Genomic DNA, 23177 nt, shown 5'->3' with positions numbered 1-23177 from the left:
CTTTACCCCTTCCGGTGTTTGGATCGAAATGCCACGGCAGAGCCGCTCTTATTGACCTGCCGTGCTCGACCGAATGCCAGCGCATCAGGCGGCACGTCCTCGGTGATGGTCGATCCGGCGGCGATGATGGCACCCCGGCCCACCGAGACCGGCGCCACGAGGATCACGTCGCTGCCTACAAATACGTCGTCTTCAATCACCGTCTGGTGCTTGGTAAAGCCGTCATAGTTACAGGTAATCGTTCCGGCGCCGACGTTGACCCGCTCCCCAACGGTGGTGTCGCCGATGTAGCTTAAGTGCGGAACCTTGGACCCTTCGCCGACGACCGACTTCTTGACCTCCACGAAATTTCCGACCTTGGCGTGTTGCCGGAGTTGGGCCTGGGGTCTCAGGTGCGCGTAGGGTCCGACCTGGCACCCGTCTCCGATCTGACTCTCCTGGATAATGCACCCATCCAGGATCACGGTATCATCGCCGATTGTCGAATGGCGGATCCGGCAACCTGAGTAGATCGTTGTCCCTTCTCCGATCACAGTCTGTCCTTCGAGGGTGACGTTCGGGTAGAGGATCGAATCGGGACCGATCCTGACCAGCGGTCCGATGTATGCGCGCTCGGGGTCAAGGAGCGTGACCCCTTCAACGAGCAGCCGCATGGCGGTCTTTCGCCAGAGAAGGCGATGGACCTCAGCCAGTTCGGCACGGGTGTTGACCCCTCGTACCTCATCGGGGTCGAGCACCCGGCACGCCTGCACGCCCCCGTCGCGATCCCGTAGCAGCGCGATGGCATCCGGGAGATACAGTTCGCCCTTGACGGCAGAAGGACGAATCGCGCGGAGGGCCTCGAAGAGCGCCTGCGCGGCAAAGCAATAGACCCCGGCGTTGATTTCGCGGAGTTGCCGCTCCTGCGGCGTGGCCTCCGGTTCCTCAACGATCCGCAGGAGGTCGCCGGCTGCGGATCGAACCACCCGCCCATAGCCGGTCGGATCAGGCAGTTCAGCCGTGAGGACGGTAGCGCGCGCGCCGGTCTTGCGGTGCGACCGCAAGAGATCGTCGAGGGTCGGTGAGGTAAGAAGAGGTGTGTCCCCGGACACGACCAGAAGATCACCATCGAAGCCGGCGAGGGCTTCCCGGGCTTGCAGCAGGGCGTGCGCCGTGCCGTGCTGTTCCGGTTGGCAGACGAATTCGAGGGCCTCGCCCGCCAGTGCCTCTCTCACTCTATCGGCCTGGTGACCGGTGATCACCAGGGTTCGTTTCGCCTGATGGGGGCGGCACGCTTCAATCACATAGGCGATCATCGGCAGACCGGCCACCGGATGCAGCACCTTCGGGAGCTTCGAGCGCATCCTGGTCCCTTGGCCCGCAGCCAATATCACCGTGCAGAGATCGTTCATTTGTGGACGCTCATCCTTGAACCCCGAACTGCACCCTGTCTGGAGCGTGGATCACAGGTCTGTTTATGGCGATGCTACCACACCTTTAAATGGCTGCAAAATCGATTGCGCAGACCCAAGGACGAGATTGCTTCGCTACGCTCGCAATGACGGGGTGGTGCCTCACGTTCGCATCTCCTGCCTCCCGAGCGCGCGCAGGGCCGCCGAGATGACGAAGAGCGATCCTGTGACAACAACGGTGTCCTCCGGATCGGTCACCGTCTTGGCCAGGACGATCGCCTCGGCCACATCTTCCATAATCTCGATCTTTGGACAGAGACGTTCGGCCTCCTGCAGATGGCGCGGATCGGCAGCGCGCTCGCTCTCCGGACGCGTGAGGATGACCCGCTTTGCCAGTGGCGCCAACGCTTGCAGCATCGCGATCCAGTTCTTATCCTGAAGTACGCCGAATACCAGCGTCACGCGACCGGTAAACCGTTGCTCTTCCAGGAACGCATGTAATGCGATCGCACCCGCCGGGTTGTGCGCGCCATCCAGGATGACAAGGGGCCGGCCGGGAAAAAGCTGGAGACGGCCAGGCCATTGTGTCCGGCGTAACCCTTTGCGGATTGAACTCTCTGAAATGGCGGCGCCGTCGGTCTGGAGGAGTCGGGATGCCGCGAGCGCCGTGACCGCATTGACCACCTGATGCCGGCCGAGCAGGGGGATATCGAAGGTTCCTGGAGGCTGCCCCTTTTCCCCCACGCTGAATCGCTGACCGAAGAGATCTGATCGGTGAACCCGCCAGTCGTATGCGCTCCGGACATCCAAAAGGGTCACGCCGCGTTTTCCACATGTATCGGCAATGACCGCCAGAGCCTCCGGGGCATCAACGGCAGTAACGACATGCGTTGCCTCCTTGATAATCCCTGCCTTCTCTGCGGCGATTGCTCTCAGTGTCCTTCCCAGATACTCCTCATGCTCCAAGGCGATGTTGGTGATCATCGCCACTTGAGCGTTGAGAACGTTAGTCGCATCAAACCGGCCTCCCATCCCTACTTCCACAACCGCATAGTCCACCTTACTGCGAACGAAGTGGAGGAAGGCGAGGGCGGTCGTGGTCTCGAAGAAGGTAGGGTGGGAAATACGAAATCCCCCCACCCCCCCTTTATAAGAGGGGGGCACGGGGGGATTTGGCGTGTCTGGTGTCGGGAAGAGATTGGCGATGACAGGACGGAGTTCAGAGATGAGGGCGGCGACATCCGCCTCCGAAATGGCCTGCCCGTCTACCTGGATCCGCTCCGTAAACTCCAGCAGATGCGGAGATGTATAGAGCCCGACCCGGTAGCCGGCAGCCTTCAGGATCGACGAGAGAAAGGCGGCAGTAGACCCTTTGCCGTTGGTCCCGCCGACCAGAATGGATGGAAACCGACGGTGCGGATCTCCAACCGCCCCAAGAAGCCGGTGGATATTCTCAAGACCCAGCTTCACGCCGTAACGCTGGAGCCCATAGAGATAGGCAATCGCTTGGGAATAGGTCATGCGCGGTTTATGCTGAAGGCTTCTCTCCGGTGACCTACCAGAGCGGCGAGCCTGGATAGCGTCGAGCCAACCAGCAATCGAGCCCGAACGAGCGACCGGCCCGCGTAAGAAAGACCACCAGCAGACCGGCCATAAACGCCTGATCTGAGGTGGTAGCCGGTGAGCCGCCCCCCTTGGCCAGATAGAAATTGAGCGTCATAAAGATTCCTGCTAGCGCAGCCGGACGTGTCAAGAGCCCAAACAGGAGCGCCAAGCCGGCCAGAATCATCCCCCAAGCGATTAACCCGGCGAAGAGCTGATGATAGGGAATAACTACACCGGTCAGAAACGGCTTATACCAACTGAACGCCCCCGTGGCCTTGGTCGTAAGCCACTTCTCCAACATGCCCGGACCGGTAAAGCTGCCGGTCAACTTTCCGAGGCCATCTTGAAAAAAGTAGTAGCCAAAAAAGATGCGCAAGATCGCGACCTGCCAGAGCTTCGTTTCTGTCTGCCAGTTACCTCTCGGCTTGGTCACCGATACTCCCTATGAGTTCCCACGCTATAGCTTCTCGGCCTCAAGAATTCGGATGCCATCCTCTTCGCGTGTTGAGAGGAGTTTCAGGCCGACGCCAGCCAGCAACGATTCGAAGATCGCAATCGCAAACGGGAATCGGTTGGCGTCAAACGCGAACTCTACGCGCTCGGCAGGCTGAAGCTCCTCGGCATGCATTCGGAGGACGCCCTTTACGTAGGTGATGATATCCGCGCTACACGTAAGCGCGCGAACCACAATGCGCTGCATCGGCCTGTCCTCGACTATGATTGGGGAATAGCCAGCGTAACGGGTCTACTGCTTCTTTACATTCACCGTTCACCCTGAGCCTGTCGAAGGGTGAGGTATTTTGACTGGTTCCGTTCATGGTTCGACCAGCTCACCACGAACGGAATGCCGCTAGAGCTTTTTCCGCGTTATGTACCAGCGATCGGCGCCCGCCTTGGCGCGCTTGTCGGCCTCGTCGATCGTCTGCGGCGGCGGCACGATCACATCCTGGCCTGGCTGCCAGTCGACCGGGCAGGCGACCCCGTACTTGTCCACGGTTTGCAGCGCCTTCAGGCTCCGTAAGATCTCGTCGATGTTTCGCCCGAACGGGATCGGATAGTACATGGCGAAACGGACGAACCCCTCGGGATCGATGAAGAAGACGCCGCGGACGGTGAGGCCGACCTCGGGGTTGATCAGATCGTAGTCGTTGGCCACCTTCTTCTCGGGGTCGGCGACCACTGGAAAATCGATCTTGACCTTGGCGCTCTCCTCCATATGGCGGAGCCACTCGATGTGTGAGTAGATACTGTCTACGCTCAGACCGATTACCTCGCAGTTCAGGTCTTTGAACTCCTTGTATCGCTTGGCGAACTGGATGAACTCCGTCGTACAGACCGGCGTAAAGTCGGCGGGGTGGGCGAAGAGCAGGACCCACTTGCCGCGGAACTGCGAGAGGGTAATGGGACCCTTGGTAGTATTGGCGGTGAAATCCGGCGCCTTTGATCCGATCTTGACCATCGTAACCTCCTTTGATGCTTGGTTGATGGAGTTGTCAGTATCGAGCCTTGCGCTTCTCGTTCCAATCAGCCCAACTGTCGTACACTCAGAGATGCTGGTTCTATACATGGCGACATACGTCTCAGGCAGTTTGTCATTCCGGGCTTGACCCGGAATCCAGTGCCTTTCTGGATTCCCGCTTTCGCGGTAATGACTTCCATTGTTGCGACGTACGACGGGACCTATAGACTATTGTAGTCTAAAGTTCTCCCTGGGCGAACAACGATTTTGTAATCGCGCTCAGAACATCCCGTTTACCTGACGCAGCCGTCGGAAGAGCCACGCGATTGTGAGCAGCAGGCTCAGCAGCGCAACCGTCATTTGCGCCGGGGGATAATCGTAATGGTTCGCGAGCACGAACGCGATCGCGCCCGTCAGGACGGCAACAACAGGGGCCACCAGGAACATCGGGCCAACCTCTCGGCAGACGTTCTTCGCGACGAGGGCGGGGAGTACCAGGCACCCAAACGTATACAACATCCCGGCGGATCGGATGGATAACCCTACGGCGAGACCAAGTAACGTGGAGATGATCGCGGCCCACCGGCTGGTATGCATCCCTACCGCGGCCGCCATAGCGGGGTCCATGAGGAAGAGCAGGGTGCGCCGATGGGTGGCCGCGAGGAAAAGAGCGGTCATGGCGGCGAGCGCGCTGAAGCCCCAGACGTCCGCGCGGGTCGCGCCGATGATGCTCGAGGAGAGCAGCCGGTGAATCTCCTCCAGACCGTGCGGGCTGCGGGAGACGATGAGAATAGAGAGGCTGGCCGACAGCAGAAATACCCAACCCGTGATCGCCTCGTGGCTTTCCCGATCCGCTTCCGCCCAGCCCCCTGTGATGAGCGCGGCGACCAGGGAGAACGCTACGGCCATGGCGGACAGGAATTCGTCCGAGTGAAACCAGGGGAGCGTGGCGGGAGCGATCCATGCCCCGATCCACATCGCCAAGGCGATACCGAGCGTTGAGGCCTGCGACATGGCCGCGCCGACGAAGATCTGGTCGCGGGCCACCGCCAGCACCCCCACCAACGAAAGCAACAGGGCGATCGACCAACCGACGAGATACGTGTTCTGAAACAAGGGCCACGATGAGAGGAACTCCCCAATCACGGATGTGCCCCCGGAGGGTAGACCTGGACCGCGACAGTGCCCGATGGATCGCGCGTGACCTCCACGCCCACCCCGTACACCCGTTTCAGGACGTCCCGGTTGAGCAGTTGCTCACGCGGTCCGGTCTCGATACTGCCCGAACGGAAGAGAGCCAGGTGCGTGGCATATCGGGCGGCGATGGCGATATCGTGGGTGACGAAGAAGAGGGTCAGATGCTCCTGCCGGTTCAGGTCGGCGAGCAATCGCAGGAACGCGTCTTCCGTCGAGAGGTCAAGGCCGTTGGTCGGTTCGTCGAGGATCAGCAGATCGGGTCGCCGCACGAGGGCTCGAGCCACCAGCGCTCGTTGTCGTTGCCCGCCAGAAAGGGACCAGTAGCTGCGTCGCGCCATCCCCTCCAGACCGACCTTGTAGAGCGCCCACTCGAGGCGCTCCATTTCCTCTTTTTTTGTGCCGAGTCGAGTGCCCACGAGCCCCAGTATGACAAATTCCCGAACCGTAGTGGGGAGGGCCGGGTTCAGATCGCATCGCTGCGGGACAAAACCGATCCCCTCCCGACGCGCCAGGTTGGGGTGAAGCCATAATCGACCGGCCTTGGGGCGCAGGATCCCCAGCATGGCGCGAATCAGCGTGGTCTTTCCGGAACCGTTCGGCCCGATGAAGAACCAGAACTCCCCCTTTCGACACTCAAGGGCAACGTCTTCGAGTACAGTCCGACGCGCGTAGCCGACCGTCAGCCCTGTCGCTTGCAGGACGACATCAACGTGTTCCATATTCCTCCAGTGCCGGCGGTACCCGTAGACCAGTAAGGACCATCCCTATGAGCCTCCTAACGCCGTGGTCAGCTCTCTGACATTATAATCAATCATCGCAACGTAGTCATCGGTGCCGGCCCGTGCCCCTACCTGGTGGGCCAGGTTCACGATCCTGGCGCCGGTCTGTTGTGCGAGGAACCGCGCATGTCGAGGGTCGTAATATGAAGCCGAGAGGATAACGTGTATCCCCTCCGCTCGCATCTGCTCTACCAGTTCGCTCAGATGTCTGGTCGTTGGGGGAATTCCCGGCTTCGGCTCCATGAACCCGATCACCGCGATCCCAAATCGGCGAGCGAAGTAGGGCCACAAATTATGATCGGCGACGACCTTGGTGCCGAAGTACGGCAGCATCCTGCCCAGCCATCCCCTCAGCAGGGCCTCCTCCCTTTGCCCCTTCAGGAAAGCCGGCAGCTTGCCGTGTTGATAGAGCAGGGCGAGCTTTTCAACGTCGTACTTCCTGGCAAGCCGTTCGCCCGCCAGCGCTGTGCCCAGTCTCAGGTGGAAAGCGATGAAACGATCGTCGAAGTAGGGCTTGCGCTCCGGTCGCAGCGCTACGAGCGCGTCGCGGATCAGCCGGGCTACCTTCAGGCCATTCACAGGATCCGATAGATAGTGAGGGTTGCCGAGAGGATGGATGTCGCCCATGGAGCGATCTACTGGTCCGATGGGGACCTCGAGCGGGGCAATGACTCTGGAGGCGTCGAGATAGCCGCGACCGCCCGGCAGGACCGCTGCGTTCCTGGCGTTCTGCAGGAGGACCGGGGCCCAACCGATCTCCAGATCCATTCCCATCTGGATATAGAGATCGCACTGGCTCAGCGCCTTGATGAAGCTGGGCTTGGCCTCGATGAAATGCGCGTCTTCCGTTCCCTTGGCGAACACCGTGACCGAAACCTGGTCCCCTCCCACCTCGCGGGCAAGGCTCCCCAGGTCCGGCACGGTGGCGCAGACAGCAACTGACTTGGCGCCTTCCTGGGCGGAGGCGCGCACACTCAGTAGGCTGAAGGATGCCAAGATGCAGCTCAAGATCCCCAGCGCATACCATCGTTGCAGACATTTCAGCATACGCGATTCTCCCGTCGTTAATATTTGTGAGCTGGGTGGGCGCCGTAGAGGAATTCCACCCCAAGCCAGACGGAATGGGCGTCCTGGTGTTCCAGGTGATCGGCCCGGTCGTAGTTGTACTGCAGGCGAAGCCGCGAGAACTCAGAAGGGTGCCAGGCCAGTAACGGCGAGACCCGGTGCCGGTCGTCCCGGAAGGGGTCGCCTTCGCGGCCGTTGAATACACCCACGCTCGCGCCGCTGCCTGTCGCATATTCGTAGCGTAGTCCGGCGGCCCAACCATAGGTAAACCCGTACAGCGCCTGCGTGTAGAATCCCCAGTCCCGTAACGTCTTACGCGGCAGCGTTACTACTCCGTCAGTGAACCGGTCCGCTACATAATCCCGCCCCATCGCCTCCGACTGCCACAGGAAGAGGGGCCATCCGCGGGAGCTGTTAGCAGGGCGCCAGGTCAGTTTGAGGTCCGTCCCATAGATGCGTGTGTGGCCATCGGCGCCCGTCGCATTGGGGCCGAACAGCCCTGACAGACCGAGTTTGGTCGTGACTGTGTCGCTCAGGTTCCACGAGTTCTCCCAGCGGAGCAGATAGAGAAGGTCCGTCAGGTGTCTCACGTCGCGTTGGACGAACGGCCGTCCGCCGATCGACCGCTCTTTAAAGAATTCTTCGTTGGACAGGAAGCTGGCCGCGATCTCGCCGTTTGCGTTCTGGACGCCCACGTGCAGTTGAGAATACCAAGGCAGCGGCGTGAGCCAGCCCAGCCGGACGCCCGCCTGTCGCAGGCCGTCAGGTCCGAACAGCCGAGTATTGATCACCGGCTGATCCAACCAGTCCCATTGATGGGGATGCTGAGGGTTGATTTGGCCGAACTCCGTGAAGAAGTGTCCTCCCTTCAGTTGCAGTCCATACGGCAGCGCCTGCGTGGTCAGGAAGGCTTCCTCCAGCTCGACCCGGGTGTTGCCAACGACAGGGTCGATGAGGTAGACGATATGGGTCTCGCCCGTCAGGTATGGATCCACGGCGCCGGTGAATGACAGCTCCGCCTGCTGGACCGTAAAGCCGCGCTTGCGGGGATCGTGATCGCCGCCCTCAAGTCTCTGGATGGAGGCCTCCCGTTCGGTGGAACTTCCGGCTGCAAACAGCGCATCCAGCGACACGTCGATCAGCCGGAAACTGCTCCCGCCAACCTGACGCGACAACAGGTCAGTCGGCGCCGCCGCCGGCGTCTGCGGCTCCATCTCCTGTACGGCCTTTTCAAGAGCCGATTCGGGGGTTGCGGGTTTCTCCGCTGCCGGCAACTGAGATCGCATCGCTTCAATTTGATGTTGGAGTTCCGCCAGCTTCCTCTCCTTTTCCGCGTCTCGTCGGCGAAGCTCTTCAACTACCTGTTTGAGGGCCTCCAGTTCAGGATTCTTGACCTGTGCCCAGGTCACTCCCGTTCCGATAATCAGTGTGGAAAGTACCATGAGCGCAATGACGCTCTTCTTTTTCAGGTTAGACCAGTGCATGAATCATCCCTCCGTACGAAGCTCGTCGCCGCACCTGTGGTAGGCCACGAGCGATGGGCCACTCATGCTATAGAAGCGGAGCAGACGCCGTGCCATTCCTCCAAAACTCGCGGCAGGCGTCATTGCCCGGACAGGCTCCCGCGTCATTGCGAGGCGAAGCCGAAGCAATCTTACAGTCCTTCAGGATAACGACGGTGAGATTGCCGCGCTCCCGTTGGTCGCTCGCAATGACAACGGTGGCGCTAATGTGTGCTAGTTGTACGGGTCGGTCGAACGCGGAGTGTTACAGGCAGAAGGGTGGGGCGCGACTGTGAAACGATCCGAGATCGGTGACGTATGGAGTGATAACGAATGAGGGAATGCGGAGGAGTGAGCTGAGGGAGAAGCGTAGCAGGAAGACAACGAGGAGTCCGGTCGCGGCGACTTGGTGCCAGAAATGGATCGGGCAGGATCCGTTCGCCTTGGGCTGAGGCTCGTCCCCGGACTGATGAGGATCAGTGGTCCGGCTCGAGCTGGGGAGGAGCGGCCGGAGCAGCCCCCCGAGGGAACCGGCATCGCCATGATCGTGGGGGTCAGGGGCCAGCAGCAGAAAGCCGATGGCCAGGACCACAAGGGCGGCCGCCAGACGTCTGCTTCTACAACCTCTATCGCTTTGCCGACCTCTGTCCACCTTCCTCCATCCCAATATCGATCGATATCTACCTGCCTTCCGCCAGGCAACTCGCGACGGTCTGTGTTTCAGGCATAGGCATCTCATACCAATGGGGGTCCAGCCGTGTCAAGGCGAAACTTCCGGCCCAGTGGGCGCTTCTGCTTGACAGAGCGCCATAAGCCGTCTAAACTACTGTCTATTAGTAGTTGGTTACTGGGAAAAGGAGGCCTATGGCCTCCTCGCTCTGTTTGATGGCATCAATTCAGGAGGACGAGATCGTGTACGCGATTATCGAGTCGGGAGGTAAGCAACGCCGTGTCAGTCCTGGCGCTCTTGTTACCCTCGAACGAATCGAGGGCGAGGCCGGGAAGCAGGTCGAGCTTTCGAACGTTCTGATGGTGGCCGACGGCGACCAGGTAAAGATCGGCGCCCCCTATGTTGAGGGCGCTGCGGTTGTAAGCGAGATCGTCCGGCAGGGTCGTGGGCCAAAGATTACCGTCTTCAAGTTCAAACGACGAAAGCGCTATCGGCGCACGCAGGGTCACCGCCAGGCCCAGACCACCTTACGAGTCACAGAAATCAGGGGTTAGAATGTAGGTATTTGGAGGAGCAATGGCACACAAAAAAGGAATGGGAAGTTCCCGGAATGGCCGGGATAGCCAAAGTCAGCGGCTGGGCATGAAGGCTGCGGCTGGGCAGACGGTATCAGCGGGAAGCATTCTGATCCGCCAGCGCGGCACCCGTTTCAAACCGGGCAAGAATGTCGGGATCGGTTCCGACGATACACTGTTTGCCAAAGTGGCCGGGGTTGTAACGGTCGAGCACCGCGGGGGACAAGGCCGTTTCCTCAGCATCATCGGTGTCTGAACGGGATAGGGTGTCTCGCCCCCCACACCCCGTACGTCGAATCGACTTCGATGTTCATCGATGAGGCCTACATTCGAGTCGAGGCAGGCGATGGCGGCCGGGGCTGTGTCAGCTTCCGGCGCGAGGCGCATGTCCCACGAGGCGGGCCTGACGGCGGCGACGGCGGCGACGGCGGGAGCGTGTACCTCGTTGCCAGTCGTTCATACCGAACGCTGGACGATCAGAAGTATCAACGGCATTATCGGGCCCAGGGTGGCGTACATGGACGCGGGAAGACCATGCATGGTCGACGCGGCGCCGACCTGATCATCCCGGTTCCGCTCGGTACGGTGGTCGTCGATGATGAGACGGGAGAGCTGCTGGGCGACCTGGTTGAAGACGGCGTGCAACTGCTGATCGCCAGAGGAGGGAAAGGCGGGCGAGGCAATGCTCGCTTTGCTACTCCAGTGCGACAAGCCCCTCGTTACGCTCAGCCTGGGGAATCCGGGCAGAGGCGTCGGTTTCACCTCACCCTGAAACTGCTGGCCGATGTCGGCCTGATCGGCCTGCCAAATGCGGGTAAATCGGCCCTGCTGTGCTGCATCTCGGCAGCCCGCTCGAAGGTGGCCGAGTACCCATTTACAACGCTGACCCCGCACCTTGGCACTGTCGAGATCGATCCGCTGGGCGCCTTCGTGGTGGCTGATATCCCCGGGTTAATCGAGGGAGCATCCTCAGGCGCGGGTCTCGGCATCCGCTTTCTGCGACATATCGAGCGGACCCGCCTGTTGGTGCATGTCATTGATGTCTCTGATACTGCAAGAGATCCTCAGGAAGCGCTGGCTGTCGTCGAGGAAGAACTCCGAGCCTTCAATCCCGAACTGCTGAAGCGCCCTCGCGTTATTGCCGCCAACAAGATCGATCTTCCCCACAGCAGACGCCTTCCTGCGCTGCGTGCGCTCTGCGCGGAGCGTAATCTGCCCCTTTTTCCGCTATCAGCCATGGCAGGTGAGGGGGTCGAGCCGCTCGTCCAGTACCTGGCCGATCAGCTCCAGTCCGCCGCTGGATACGAGATGCGACCTGCGAGATGCGAAGGACAGAGTATGGGGAACATCGCGCATCGCACATCGAACCTCGGACCGTTCTCATGAGTGGCGCAGAAAGATCATCGCCTGACGCCCGATCCGCTCCTTCGACCGCGCTCAGGACAGGCGCGCGGGAGGCAAAACGGCTGGTCGTGAAGGTCGGCTCAGCCGTTCTGTCCAAGGGTGATATTGCCCTACATCAGCCGACGCTACAGCGGATCTGTCATGATCTTGTGTGGCTTCGCAAGGATGGGCGCCAGGTGGTGCTGGTTACTTCTGGCGCCATTCTCGCTGGGATGGGTCGGCTTGGGCTGACCGAGCGGCCCGGAAGCATCCCGTTGAAGCAAGCCGCTGCCGCTGTCGGCCAGAGCCTGCTCATGCGCTACTACGAGGAGGCCTTCGCGCCGTATGGCCAGAAGCTGGGACAGCTTTTGCTCACCCAGGAGGACTTTCGCTCGCGACATCGGTACCTCAATGCGCGCAACACCTTATTTACACTGCTCCACCTTGGGGTGCTCCCGGTTATCAACGAGAACGATACGGTGGCCGTGGAGGAGATCAGGTTTGGAGATAACGACCGTCTCTCGGCGTTGGTGGCAACGCTGCTCGGGGCGGACCTGCTGATCATCCTGACCGATCTGGACGGATTGTACACGGCTGATCCGAGGAAAGATCCCGCCGCGACGCTCGTCTATGAGGTGCCTCGACGATCTGCTGGCGTTCACTTTTGGGCCGACGAGTCGGGGACCGGGCTCGGTACGGGTGGGATGGCCACAAAGGTGGAAGCGGCGTACGCGGCCGCGGCTGCCGGCGTCCCTACCATTATTGCGAACGGCCTTGTGGAGGGGATTCTGGAGCGGATCGTCCGCGGCGATGCGGTCGGCACCGTCTTCCAGGCGTCTGCGTCCAAGATGCGGAGCCGAAAGCGCTGGCTGGCTTTTGCGACGGGGCGCAGGGGGCGGATTGCTGTAGATGCCGGAGCGAAGGAGGCCCTCATCCGTAACGGTAAGAGCCTTCTACCATCCGGAGTCGTCTCCGTCGATGGCGAGTTCGAGGGAGGCGAGGTGGTGAGTCTCTGTGACATCGGCGGCGTAGAGTTCGCGAGGGGTGTGGTGAACTATGACGCTGAACAGGTGAAAAAGATCAAGGGCATCAGAAGCGTCCAGATCGAGGATGCGCTTGGCGCCAAGCCGTTCGATGAGGTGGTGCACCGGGATAACCTGGTGATATTGGAGAGGTGAAGACGTGACGGCGCAGATGGTGCGAGAGCTTGGGACAGCGGCGCGGCTTGCGGCTCGGGCCCTGGCCATGGTGGTGCCGGAGGTGAAGAACCGGGCAGTTACGGCCGTGGCAGACGCGTTGTGGAACGGCCGGGCAGCGATCCTCTCGGCTAACGCGCTCGATCTCGCGGAAGCCGGGTCGGCGCATCATCCGCCTGCGTTGCTGGACCGACTGGCGCTCGACGAAAAGCGGATCGAGAAGATGGCGGCCGGCGTACGACAGGTGGCGGCGCTCCCCGATCCTGTCGGTGAGATCACCGGAATGTGGCGCCGCCCAAACGGTCTGCTCGTCGGCCGGATGCGGGTGCCGCTCGGAGTTATTGGCGTTATCTACGAGGCCAGGCCCGGGGTGACTGCCGATGCGGCGGCCCTCTGCCTGAAGTCGGGAAATGCCGTCATACTGAAAGGGGGTCGAGAGGCGATCCGCAGTAACCGGGTCATCAGCAGTTTGCTTGCGGATGCGGCTATGGCAAGCGGTCTGCCCAAGGGTTGTGTAGCGTTCATCGATTCGGTTGACCGGGAGGCAGTGAGCCACCTGCTTCAACTTACGGGACTCGTGGACCTGATTATCCCACGAGGAGGGGAGGGGTTGATTCGGGCGGTGCAGCGAACCTCAACTATTCCAGTTCTGGCCCACGATAAAGGGCTCTGTCACACCTATGTCGATGAAGGCGCCGATCTTCACATGGCGGAGGAGATCGCCTTCAACGCCAAGGTTGAGCGACCCGGCGTCTGCAACGCCATGGAGAGCCTGCTAGTGCATGAGCGGGTGGCCGCTCTCTTCTTGCCGCGAATCGTCGGACGCTTGCAGGAGGCCGGAGTTGAAGTCCGGGGTTGCCCTCGAACAAGGGCCCTGGTGCCGGGTATTGCGCCTGCCACCGAGGTAGACTGGGATACCGAGTATCTCGACCTGATCCTGTCGATAAAGGTAATCGGCTCGTTCGAAGAGGCGGTGGCGCACATCGCCGCGCACGGCTCGGGTCTGGCCGAGGCGATCGTCACAGCGGATCACGGCCGAGCCATGCGTTTCCTTCGGGAGGTGGATGCCGGGGCCGTGTTCGTCAACGCTTCCACCCGTTTCACTGACGGCTGGGAGTTCGGGATGGGGGCCGAGATGGGGATCAGTACGCAAAAGCTCCATGCCCGGGGCCCGGTTGGTCTTACGGAGCTGACCTGCGAGAAGTTCATCGTATTCGGTGACGGCCAGGTGCGGGACTCACGGCAATGATGGTTTGAGGTTGTCCACCTGTTTTCTGATATCCAGTGTGTGAGCTGGCGACGTAAGATCCTAGATTGAGCTGCAATTGGCTAGAGAAGTTTCTTTCCTCTACCCCTTGTCAAGCGATCTTTGTAATCGACTAAGGGTGAGGGCCTTGGTAGCTGAAGGAAATGTGACGGGATTCATGAGAAAAGATGATCTGGCCGCGAGGAAGCTTAACCTGCTGGATGAGTTCATGCGTTACGCGTTTGACCATCCGGCCATCCTCGAGCAGATTCCTGAAGACGCACATGTTGTGATCCTGCCGGCCGATGACCCGGAACTGAGTGCAGAGAATCAGCAGATGGTGACTCAGCTTCGTGCGCACGGAGAAAGAGTCGTGTTGATTAAGTTCAAGAGGCCTGAGGTCCATGCGCCCGAGTTGGAACTCCTGACGGCGTAGTTCCCGACGGTCTTGAGCTGTAAATGCCATGATCAACCAGGAACTTGGAGCCCGGAACCGGGTACCCGCTATGAGGCGACTATGCATATCGGTGTGATGGGGGGGACCTTCGATCCGATACATCTCGGCCACCTGCGGGCCGCCGAGGAGATCTACTGGGCCTTTGAGCTGGACAAGATTATCTTTGTGCCGGCCGCCCAGCCCCCTCACAAAGAAGAGGAGTTCGAAGCCTCAGCCATGCACCGATACGAGATGGTCTCGCTGGCGACGGTCTACACGCCGTACTTCAGCGTTTCCCCGATTGAGCTGAGCCGACCGGGCCGATCCTATTCGGTTGAGACACTCCGAGAGTTTCGAAAGCTATACGGGGATGAGAGTACGATCTACTTTATCATGGGGGTCGACGCGTTCCTTGACATCGCCACATGGAAAGAAGCGCGGGAGTTACTGTCGCTGGCGCAAGTCATCGTCACTGCCCGTCCTGGCTGGCGGCTTGATGAGGTTGAGCGCTCCATGAGGCCTGAGCAACGGCATCTTCTGGGTAACCCTCGGTTTAAGTACGTGAAGATCTCTGAGATCACGCGGGAGACCGCAACGGCACACCGTGAACCCCGCTTGGTCTTGTTGGTTGAAGTGGTGTCGTTGGATATCTCCTCCAGCGAGATCCGGCAACTAGTGAAAGAGGGGAGGAGCATCCGGCATCTGGTGACCGACACCGTGGCCGCTTACATAGGCAAGAATCGCCTGTATCAACCTGGACGAAAAGGCTCATAGGCTGACCTGTCTGCGTGCTACGCACAGGCAGGCGCGAGGCTTCGACATGAACTCACCCGAACGACCTGCATTATCGACAGACACGAGCGGGCGGATCGACACCGACACGCTGTTGCGGCTCGCAGTGGCGGCAGCCTCCGAGGTGAAGCCCACCTCCCTGGTACACCTTGACCTCCGGGGTTTGTGTTCCTTTACCGATCATTTCCTCATTGTGAGTGCCCCCTCAGTCCGACAGGTCCGAGCCGTCGCCGAACGGATTGAGGAGCAGCTTCGGGAAGCGCGCGTTCGGATGTTCCACCGGGAGGAGGACCTGGAAGCCCGTTGGATTCTTCTTGACTACAGCGATGTAATCATTCATATTTTCGACGAAGAGATGCGGCTATACTATGATCTGGAGGGGTTGTGGGCCGACGCGCCGAAACGAGAGTTGGTTCATAGCGATTCGTCGGTTCCTCTGAGATAACCTGTTCATGAAGTCGATATCTGTGAAGCGGAGGGCGCATGAGCCCCGCTTCTTTTTTTGTTGGGGGCTGGCCGTGCCCGTACTCCCCTTTCTCTCCTTGGAGGGCGAGGGTGATCTTCCGAATCGCCGGGGTGGCCTGTCTGCGTGCGGCCACAAATAGGCAGGGAGGTGATGGGGATGCCGTTGAGGGCAGCGATCCTGGAACGGTTAAAGGAAAAGCTGTTAGAGAAGCGACGTGCGTTGATTAACACAGTTCGGGAGAAGCGCGCAAATAATCTGGAGGGCGGGAGCGATGGCACACAAGATATCGCCGATCAAGCGACGACCGCTTACACCAAGGAGTTTCTGCTCTCAATCAGCGACACTGAGCGCCAGCAGTTGAAGCAGGTGGACGCTGCGCTGGAGAAGATGCGGCAGAAGACGTACGGCGAGTGCGAACGGTGCAGTGAGCCGATCAGCGAGAAGCGGCTTGAGGCGTTGCCTTTTGCCAGATTTTGCATTGCCTGTCAGGAGGAAGAAGAACGGAGCTGAAGGAACTGCTGGCGGCCTTTCTTCATCTCATCTTTCCCTCCCCCTGCCGAGTCTGCCATCGACCCCTGGATGCCACTCGCCGCTCACTTATCTGTGGCTGCTGTTGGCTCAAGATTCAGCCCGTTACCGAACCGTTCTGCCCCCGTTGCGGCAGGCCCTTCGCCTCGCCGAAGAGCCTAGAGGCGAGTCCTGACCACCTGTGCGGATCTTGTCGAGAGCGGTTGCCGTCGTTCGCCATGGCGAGGGCGGCAACGTTGTATGAGGCCGAAGGGACAATGCGCCAGGCCATCCTCCTGTTCAAGTATGGCGGTCGCCGTATGCTATCCCGTCATCTGGGTCGTCTGATGGTCGAGACCGCCGGATGTCTATTTGATCCCCGTGAGTTCGATCTGCTGATTCCGGTCCCACTCCATCCCAATCGGGAGCGTACGCGAGGCTTTAACCAGGCGGCGCTCTTGGCGAAGGAGGTCGGGCAAAGCTTCGGCCTTGAGGTTGGCGAGCGCCTGCTGCGGCGGGTCCGAGCCACGGAGGCCCAAAGCGGGGGTCGGCGAGAGCGGGAGAACAACGTCAAGGGCGCGTTTGCCGTCACGCGGCCCGATCGAGTGAAGGACAGGAGGCTCCTGCTGATTGACGATGTCTTTACAACCGGCGCGACCGCCGGCGAGTGCGCCAGAACCCTCCTCGCCGCCGGCGCCGAAAAAGTCGGAGTCTACACCCTCGCTCGAGTAGAGTGAAGATACCTGTGGAGCCCCGCCAAATCATTGAAGCGGGCGGATCAGCCGTTCGAGAGACTAAGGGAGCGAGAGGGAGCGCGAAAAAATTCTATGGAGGGTTGACCTTAAGGGATTGACATTTGGGATCAAAGGCCTTATAAAAAGGCGCTGACCTGCCTTCAAAGGGAATACCTTGTGGTCATTCGTTCGTCCATTGGAACAACCGTCGTCGTTGTCTCATTTCAAGAAGGAGAAGAGAGGTATGGCGATTAAGGCTGCGATCAACGGATTCGGTCGCATCGGTCGAAATGCGTTTCGAGCGGCGCTGGAAGATCCCGCGTTGGAGTTCGTGGCGGTCAATGACATCACCGATGCCAGGACGCTCGCGCACCTGTTGAAGTACGATTCTGTCCATGGGACGCTACAAGCAGAGGTACAGGCCAAAGAGAACGCTATCGTCGTAGACGGCCGCGAGATCAAGGTCTTTGCTCAGAGAGACCCGGCGGCGCTCCCCTGGAAAGAGCTGGGGATACAGGTCGTCGTCGAATCGACCGGACGCTTCACCGACAAGGCGGGCGCGAGTAAGCATCTTCAGGCCGGGGCGCAGAAGGTCATCATTTCAGCGCCGGCCAAGGACCCGGACATCACCATTGTTCTGGGTGTCAATGAGACGATGTATGATCCGACGAAGCATGCGGTCATCAGCAATGCATCCTGCACCACCAACTGCCTTGCGCCCATCGCGAAGGTGATCATGGAGCAGTTCGGGATTCGCCATAGCCTCGTGACCACCATCCATTCCTATACCAACGACCAGCAGATCCTGGATCTGCCCCATTCTGATCTCCGCCGGGCGAGGGCTGCCGCTCTCTCCCAGATACCCACCAGCACCGGGGCGGCCAAAGCGGTGGGCCTGGTGCTTCCTGCGCTTCAGGGAAAGATGCACGGGCTCGCCATCCGCGTCCCGACGGCGAACGTCTCGCTGGTCGATCTCGTTGCGGAGACGGAGCGGGTGGTCACGGTCGCAGAGGTCAATGCGGCCCTTCGGAAGGCTGCCGACGGAGAATTGAAGGGGATCCTCGGTTTCTGCGAGGAGCCGTTGGTCTCTGTCGATTTTAACGGCAATTCGCTTTCGTCGATTGTGGATAGTCTTTCGACATCGGTCGTAGACGGCACCCTAGTCAAGGTGCTGTCCTGGTATGACAATGAGTGGGGCTATTCCTGTCGAGTCCGCGATTTGATCAAGTTTATCGGTAGTCGGTGACGACTCTCTTACAACCGCATTATTTCGGGAAGCGTCATTGCGAGGGAGCGCAGCGACTGAAGCAATCTGGCCCGAAGGGTCATTCCGAGCAAAGCGAGGAATCTCATCGAGATGGCTTCGGCTCCGCCTCGCCACGACACTGCGTGTCGGATTACCGCGCTTCCTGCGGTCGCTTGCAATGACAATACAGCAAGACTGATTTCTGTTGCGGTAGTAAGTTCCAATCTCCTTTTGCACCGTGAGTGATATGGCTAAGCTATGCATCGATGACCTGGAACTTCAGGGCAAGCGGCTCCTGATTCGCGTCGATTTCAACGTCCCGATTGACGAGCAGGGAATGATTACCGACGACACGCGCATCCGCGCGGCCCTTCCGACCATCGGCTACGCGGTCCGACATGGGGCGAAGGTCATACTCATCTCCCACCTTGGCCGGCCCAAGGGCGGCCCCAACCCGCAGTTCAGCCTCGGGCCGGTGGCACGGCGGCTGGCTGCATTGCTGGGGGCTCCGGTAGAGATGGCCGAGGATTGCGTGGGGCCGGAGGTGAAGGCCCGGATCGACAGGATGGGGCCGGGGCATGTGCTCATGCTGGAGAACTGCCGCTTTCATCCGGAGGAAGAAAAGAACGATGAGGCGTTCTCCAGGGCGCTGGCGGAGCTGTGTGACCTGTACGTCAACGACGCCTTTGGGACGGCGCACCGCGCTCATGCCTCCACTGTCGGCGTGACACGGTTCGTCAAGCAGTCGGCATGCGGTTTTCTCATGCAAACGGAACTCAAACAGCTCGGGGCGCTGCTCGACCACCCCGCGCGCCCCTTCATCGCCATCCTTGGCGGCGCGAAGGTGTCGGACAAGATCGGTGTCCTGGCCAATCTGCTCCCGAAGGTGGACGGTTTCCTGATCGGCGGCGGCATGGCCTATACGTTCCTGAAGGCTCAAGGCCACGAAGTGGGGAGCTCTCGAGTAGAGGCCCACGGACTGAAGGTCGCGCAGGAGACGATGGAGCAGGCCGGCCGTTCGAATGTGGCCATCCATCTGCCCAGTGACCATGTGATTGCCGAGCGAATCGACGCAGATGCGCCTACCCGGCAGGTGGAGGGGAGTATCCCGATCGGTTCGATGGGTCTTGATATCGGTTCCGCGACGATCAGCCGGTTTGTTCGGGAGGTTGAGCGCGCAAAAACGATCCTGTGGAACGGGCCGATGGGCGTCTTCGAGCTATTGCCGTTCCGGGAGGGGACGTTTGCTCTGGCCAAGGCGGTCGCGACCTCGGGTGCGCATTCAGTGATCGGTGGCGGTGATACGGCCGCCGCTGTGGCCCAGGCTGGAGTTGCTGACCGGATGACTCATATTTCTACGGGAGGGGGCGCATCTCTGGAGTTTCTGGAAGGGAAGGAACTGCCGGGCATCGCCGCGCTTACCGATAAGAGCTAGGGGATAGGAGAGAGGGTGCGGATCCCAGTCATTGCCGGTAACTGGAAGATGTATAAAACTCCTTCAGAGGCTATCGTCTTGGCGGAGGGAGTAGTAAAGGCTTTGTGGTCGTTCGATGGGCCGGAGCTGGTGGTGTGCCCTCCATTTACGGCGCTTGCTGCGGTCGGCCAGGTCGTTGCCGGGTCAAAGATAGGCCTTGGCGCGCAGGATCTGCATTGGGCAAAGGAGGGGGCCTATACCGGCGAGGTATCGGCCGAGATGCTCCGGGATATCGGGTGCCGCTATGTCATCATCGGCCACTCCGAGCGACGCCAGTATTTCGGAGAGACCGATGAGTGGGTGAATAAAAAGAGCCGTGCTGCCTTGGCAAGCGGCCTTAGGCCGATCATCTGTATAGGTGAGACCCTCACCGAGCGAGAGGCGGGTCGCGCGTACGCTGTTGTGGAGACACAGCTTAAGGGGGCGCTGTCGGGGCTGTTGCCTGAGCAGGTTCAACGGCTCGTCCTCGCGTATGAGCCGGTTTGGGCCATTGGCACAGGCAAGACGGCCACCCCGAGCCAGGCTGAGGAGATGCACGCCCATATCCGCAAGACCGTCGCCATGCTGTTCGATGCCGAGATCGCGTCCGATATCCGTATCCTCTACGGAGGAAGTGTCAAGCCGGAGAACGCCAAGGAGTTGCTGGAGCGATCTGAGATCGACGGCGCACTGGTCGGCGGGGCAAGTTTACAGGCCGATTCGTTCGCGGCGATCGCAAAAGCTGCCAGAAGATAACAGTGCAGAGGGTTGAGGGTATAAGGTATTTGAGGAGGCATGAATGATCATCGCGCTTTCCGTTTTGCATCTGCTTATTGCAGTGGTACTCGTCGTGATTGTGCTCCTTCAGAGCGGCAAGGGCGCCGATATTGGCGCCGCATTTGGCGGCGGCTCGAGTCAGACCGTCTTCGGTGGGCGCGGCGCGGCGACCTTCTTGAGTAAGCTGACGCTGGCGGCGGCTGTGCTCTTTATGGTCTCTTCGCTCTTACTGACTATTTTGTCGGAGCGCAGGGGTACTTCCTCGGTGATTACAGAGGAACGGGTCAAGCAGACCGCCCCGGCTCCCGCATCTCCTCCGACCGGTGTTCCAGCGCCGTCAACGTCTCCAGCCGGACAGACGCCGCAGGGGCAGGTCCCTTCAGCCGCTAAGTAGCTCGATGTCCCTAGGCCCGCCACCCCTGATTCTTCGCCGAACCATATCTTCCGGCGAAAGAGGCGTTCACGATTTGCAGCGCAGGGTTGTTGGTCTATGGCGACTCCTTCAGTAGTTCCCCAGGTTTCAACTTATAGGGGCCGCTGGTCGAGGGCCCGGTCCCGCTTGCGCCGCGGCTTCGCCCATGCCTTCGCACTCCGCGGGCAAGACAGCCGGCTCGACGCGGAAGATCTTGCGTTGCTGGATCGTTTTGCCCGCCTTCTCGCGGATCGCGGTCTTGTAACCCCTGCCATATTCCTGGTGGAGTCTCTCGTCCCACTTGGTTTCCTTGCAAGTCAACTGATCCATGCCCTGACACCGATCATGGGCATGGTCGCCTCCCCTGACGACATTGAACGGCTGGCGCGCGTGCTGGAACGGGAAGAGACTCCGGCGGTTTTTATCGACAGGCTTCGACTCATGGAGGAGGGCGGGCGCCGTGAGTCATGAGATGACGGCGATCCTGGCCACCGACTGCGGGAGCACGACCACCAAGGCGATTCTGATCGAGAAGGTGGGGGAGGAGTACCGTCAGACCTTCCGCGGCGAGTCCCCGACCACCGTAGAGGCTCCATTCGACGATGTGACGCGCGGGGTGCTGAACGCCATTCAGGAGGTGGAGGAGCTGTCGGGGCGGAAGATCCTGGATGGGGAGAAGATTCTGACGCCTGCCGAGGAGGGCCGCGGTGTTGATCTTTACGTCTCCACGAGCAGCGCCGGTGGAGGCCTCCAGATGATGGTGGCGGGCGTAGTGATGGCCATGACGGCGGAGAGCGCCCAACGGTGCGCCCTTGGCGCCGGCGCCATCGTCATGGACGTTCTGGCCGGCAATGATGGCAGGGCTGCCCATGAGAAGATCGAGCGGATCAGGGTGCTGAGGCCCGATATGATCCTGCTGTCGGGCGGGACCGATGGCGGAACGATCTCACACGTGGTTGAGTTGGCGGAGTATATCCGGGCGGCCGATCCGAAGCCTCGGCTCGGCGGGAGCTTTAAGCTTCCGGTTATCTTTGCCGGAAACAAAGATGCGCGGAATCGGGTTCAGGAGATTCTGGGCGATCGAACGGCCCTCGTCATGACCGACAACATCCGGCCCATCCTGGAGCGGGAGAATCTCGGACCGGCCCGCCACACGATCCACGACCTGTTTCTCGAGCATGTCATGGCTCAGGCGCCGGGGTACGGAACGCTTATGGGGTGGACGGGTGCGCCGATCATGCCGACGCCCGCCGCCGTCGGCCTCATCATGGAGCAGGCGGCAAAGGCGCAGGGGTTGAACCTGCTGGGTGTGGATATCGGCGGTGCCACAACGGATGTGTTCTCAGTGATGGACGGGCAGTTTACCCGCACAGTCAGCGCCAATCTGGGGATGAGTTATAGCGTAAGTAATGTCCTGGCCGAGGCCGGTATCGAAAAGATCGAACGGTGGCTGGTCGAACCGATTGCAGAGCAGGAGCTGCGGAATCGGATCAAGAATAAGATGATCCGCCCCACCACGATCCCTCAGACGTTGGCGGATCTGGCCCTGGAGCAGGCGATCGCTCGGGAGGCACTCCGTCTTGCCTTTGACCAACACAAGGCGCTGGCCGTCAGTCTGAAGGGTGTTCAGCAGGAACGAACCATCGCGGATGCCTTCGAGCAGGAAGAGGGCGGGAAGAGCCTCATCGACCTCTACCGGATCGATCTCATCATCGGGAGCGGCGGGATCCTGTCCCATGCGCCGCGCCGCGTTCAGGCGATGATGATGATGATCGACGCCTACCAGCCGCTTGGACTGACGCAACTCGCAGTAGACAGTATCTTCATGATGCCGCACCTCGGTGTGCTGTCCCAGGTCAACGAGCGAGCCGCCACTGAGGTTTTTCTGAAAGATTGTCTGGTTCCACTGGGCAGTTGCCTGGCCGCCGAGGGGAGGGCGAAGCGCGGCGAGCCGTGTTTCGCATATACCGCCCGATTTCCAGATGGTCGGCAAGCGCAGGGTACGCTTCGCTTCGGGGAGATTCTTTGCCTCGATCTTCCCACCGGAGCAGAAGCCGAACTTCTGGCGGAGCCGTCGAAGGGCTTTGATCTGGGGGCCGGGAAGGGGAAGCCGGTGACGGTGAAGGTAAAAGGCGGCGTAGTCGGGCTGATCTTGGATGCCAGAGGACGGCCGCTCTACCTGGCAGAGGAGGAATCGGAGCGAGTTACCCAACTGCGTGACTGGGCAGCAGCAATGGATCTGTATCCTACATACACCCTATCCCCTAACCCCTAATCCCTGCTGAG

24 protein-coding genes and 1 pseudogene are annotated in these 23177 nt (G+C 60.4%); 15 read left to right on the top strand and 10 right to left on the bottom strand.

Annotation, left to right across the window (positions count from 1 at the left end; all coding sequences use genetic code 11):
• Positions 1-2: 2 nt before the first annotated feature.
• From glmU to KGL31_06410, 10 genes are all read right to left on the bottom strand, one after another.
• Complete coding sequence (gene glmU / locus KGL31_06455) at positions 3-1391, bottom strand: bifunctional UDP-N-acetylglucosamine diphosphorylase/glucosamine-1-phosphate N-acetyltransferase GlmU (GenBank protein MDE2321545.1); 1389 nt, start codon at positions 1389-1391, stop codon at positions 3-5.
• A 162-nt stretch (positions 1392-1553) separates the two neighbouring features.
• Complete coding sequence (locus tag KGL31_06450) at positions 1554-2912, bottom strand: bifunctional folylpolyglutamate synthase/dihydrofolate synthase (GenBank protein ID MDE2321544.1); 1359 nt, start codon at positions 2910-2912, stop codon at positions 1554-1556.
• 34 nt (positions 2913-2946) lie between these two features.
• On the bottom strand, positions 2947-3429 hold the full coding sequence (locus tag KGL31_06445; protein MDE2321543.1) for a DoxX family membrane protein: 483 nt from the start codon (positions 3427-3429) through the stop codon (positions 2947-2949).
• Positions 3430-3453: 24 nt separating this feature from the next.
• Positions 3454-3696: a hypothetical protein gene (locus KGL31_06440; protein ID MDE2321542.1), complete on the bottom strand. Its 243-nt coding sequence runs from the start codon at positions 3694-3696 to the stop codon at positions 3454-3456.
• A 150-nt stretch (positions 3697-3846) separates the two neighbouring features.
• Complete coding sequence (locus tag KGL31_06435) at positions 3847-4455, bottom strand: peroxiredoxin (GenBank protein ID MDE2321541.1); 609 nt, start codon at positions 4453-4455, stop codon at positions 3847-3849.
• 279 nt (positions 4456-4734) lie between these two features.
• Complete coding sequence (locus KGL31_06430) at positions 4735-5601, bottom strand: metal ABC transporter permease (protein ID MDE2321540.1); 867 nt, start codon at positions 5599-5601, stop codon at positions 4735-4737.
• Positions 5598-6371, bottom strand: a complete 774-nt coding sequence (locus KGL31_06425; GenBank protein ID MDE2321539.1) for an ABC transporter ATP-binding protein — start codon at positions 6369-6371, stop codon at positions 5598-5600. The genes KGL31_06430 and KGL31_06425 overlap by 4 nt, the downstream gene beginning before the upstream one ends.
• A gap of 45 nt (positions 6372-6416) precedes the next feature.
• The gene (locus KGL31_06420; GenBank protein ID MDE2321538.1) at positions 6417-7478 is read right to left on the bottom strand and encodes a zinc ABC transporter substrate-binding protein; all 1062 of its coding nucleotides are present in this window, start codon (positions 7476-7478) and stop codon (positions 6417-6419) included.
• A 17-nt stretch (positions 7479-7495) separates the two neighbouring features.
• Complete coding sequence (locus tag KGL31_06415) at positions 7496-8980, bottom strand: DUF4200 domain-containing protein (protein ID MDE2321537.1); 1485 nt, start codon at positions 8978-8980, stop codon at positions 7496-7498.
• 283 nt (positions 8981-9263) lie between these two features.
• Positions 9264-9650 (bottom strand): hypothetical protein, encoded by a 387-nt coding sequence (locus KGL31_06410; GenBank protein ID MDE2321536.1) that lies wholly within the window; start codon positions 9648-9650, stop codon positions 9264-9266.
• 260 nt (positions 9651-9910) lie between these two features.
• On the opposite strand from KGL31_06410, the gene rplU reads away from it, so the two are divergent.
• The 15 genes and pseudogenes from rplU (at position 9911) to KGL31_06335 (ending at position 23166) form a co-directional block, all read left to right on the top strand.
• Positions 9911-10222 (top strand): 50S ribosomal protein L21, encoded by a 312-nt coding sequence (gene rplU, locus KGL31_06405; protein MDE2321535.1) that lies wholly within the window; start codon positions 9911-9913, stop codon positions 10220-10222.
• Positions 10223-10244: 22 nt separating this feature from the next.
• Complete coding sequence (rpmA, locus tag KGL31_06400) at positions 10245-10499, top strand: 50S ribosomal protein L27 (GenBank protein MDE2321534.1); 255 nt, start codon at positions 10245-10247, stop codon at positions 10497-10499.
• 50 nt (positions 10500-10549) lie between these two features.
• Entirely contained in the window at positions 10550-11629 is a 1080-nt protein-coding gene (gene obgE / locus KGL31_06395) for a GTPase ObgE (GenBank protein ID MDE2321533.1), read from the top strand.
• On the top strand, positions 11626-12804 hold the full coding sequence (proB, locus tag KGL31_06390; protein ID MDE2321532.1) for a glutamate 5-kinase: 1179 nt from the start codon (positions 11626-11628) through the stop codon (positions 12802-12804). The genes obgE and proB overlap by 4 nt, the downstream gene beginning before the upstream one ends.
• 16 nt (positions 12805-12820) lie before the next feature.
• Positions 12821-14071, top strand: a complete 1251-nt coding sequence (locus KGL31_06385) for a glutamate-5-semialdehyde dehydrogenase (protein MDE2321531.1) — start codon at positions 12821-12823, stop codon at positions 14069-14071.
• 175 nt (positions 14072-14246) lie between these two features.
• The gene (locus KGL31_06380) at positions 14247-14504 is read left to right on the top strand and encodes a hypothetical protein (GenBank protein MDE2321530.1); all 258 of its coding nucleotides are present in this window, start codon (positions 14247-14249) and stop codon (positions 14502-14504) included.
• 81 nt (positions 14505-14585) lie between these two features.
• Entirely contained in the window at positions 14586-15278 is a 693-nt protein-coding gene (nadD, locus tag KGL31_06375; protein ID MDE2321529.1) for a nicotinate-nucleotide adenylyltransferase, read from the top strand.
• A gap of 46 nt (positions 15279-15324) precedes the next feature.
• Positions 15325-15741, top strand: a complete 417-nt coding sequence (rsfS, locus tag KGL31_06370; protein MDE2321528.1) for a ribosome silencing factor — start codon at positions 15325-15327, stop codon at positions 15739-15741.
• A 177-nt stretch (positions 15742-15918) separates the two neighbouring features.
• Positions 15919-16272 carry a TraR/DksA family transcriptional regulator gene (locus KGL31_06365; GenBank protein MDE2321527.1) on the top strand — a complete coding sequence of 118 codons (354 nt, stop codon included), beginning with the start codon at positions 15919-15921 and terminating at the stop codon, positions 16270-16272.
• A gap of 221 nt (positions 16273-16493) precedes the next feature.
• The gene (locus KGL31_06360; GenBank protein MDE2321526.1) at positions 16494-17006 is read left to right on the top strand and encodes a ComF family protein; all 513 of its coding nucleotides are present in this window, start codon (positions 16494-16496) and stop codon (positions 17004-17006) included.
• A gap of 241 nt (positions 17007-17247) precedes the next feature.
• On the top strand, positions 17248-18249 hold the full coding sequence (gene gap / locus KGL31_06355) for a type I glyceraldehyde-3-phosphate dehydrogenase (protein ID MDE2321525.1): 1002 nt from the start codon (positions 17248-17250) through the stop codon (positions 18247-18249).
• A gap of 247 nt (positions 18250-18496) precedes the next feature.
• A pseudogene (gene tpiA, locus KGL31_06350) lies at positions 18497-20458 on the top strand (triose-phosphate isomerase).
• 43 nt (positions 20459-20501) lie between these two features.
• Complete coding sequence (gene secG, locus KGL31_06345) at positions 20502-20873, top strand: preprotein translocase subunit SecG (protein ID MDE2321524.1); 372 nt, start codon at positions 20502-20504, stop codon at positions 20871-20873.
• A gap of 165 nt (positions 20874-21038) precedes the next feature.
• Positions 21039-21362, top strand: coding sequence for a hypothetical protein (locus KGL31_06340; GenBank protein MDE2321523.1), 324 nt, complete (start codon positions 21039-21041; stop codon positions 21360-21362).
• 1 nt (position 21363) lies between these two features.
• Positions 21364-23166: a glutamate mutase L gene (locus KGL31_06335; protein MDE2321522.1), complete on the top strand. Its 1803-nt coding sequence runs from the start codon at positions 21364-21366 to the stop codon at positions 23164-23166.
• Positions 23167-23177: the final 11 nt, after the last annotated feature.

The organism is Candidatus Methylomirabilota bacterium, from assembly GCA_028870115.1.
Taxonomy (GTDB): Bacteria; Methylomirabilota; Methylomirabilia; order Methylomirabilales; family Methylomirabilaceae; genus Methylomirabilis.
The sequence above is the reverse complement of the archived record's forward strand: the minus strand, read 5'-3'. Positions and strand labels throughout refer to the sequence as shown.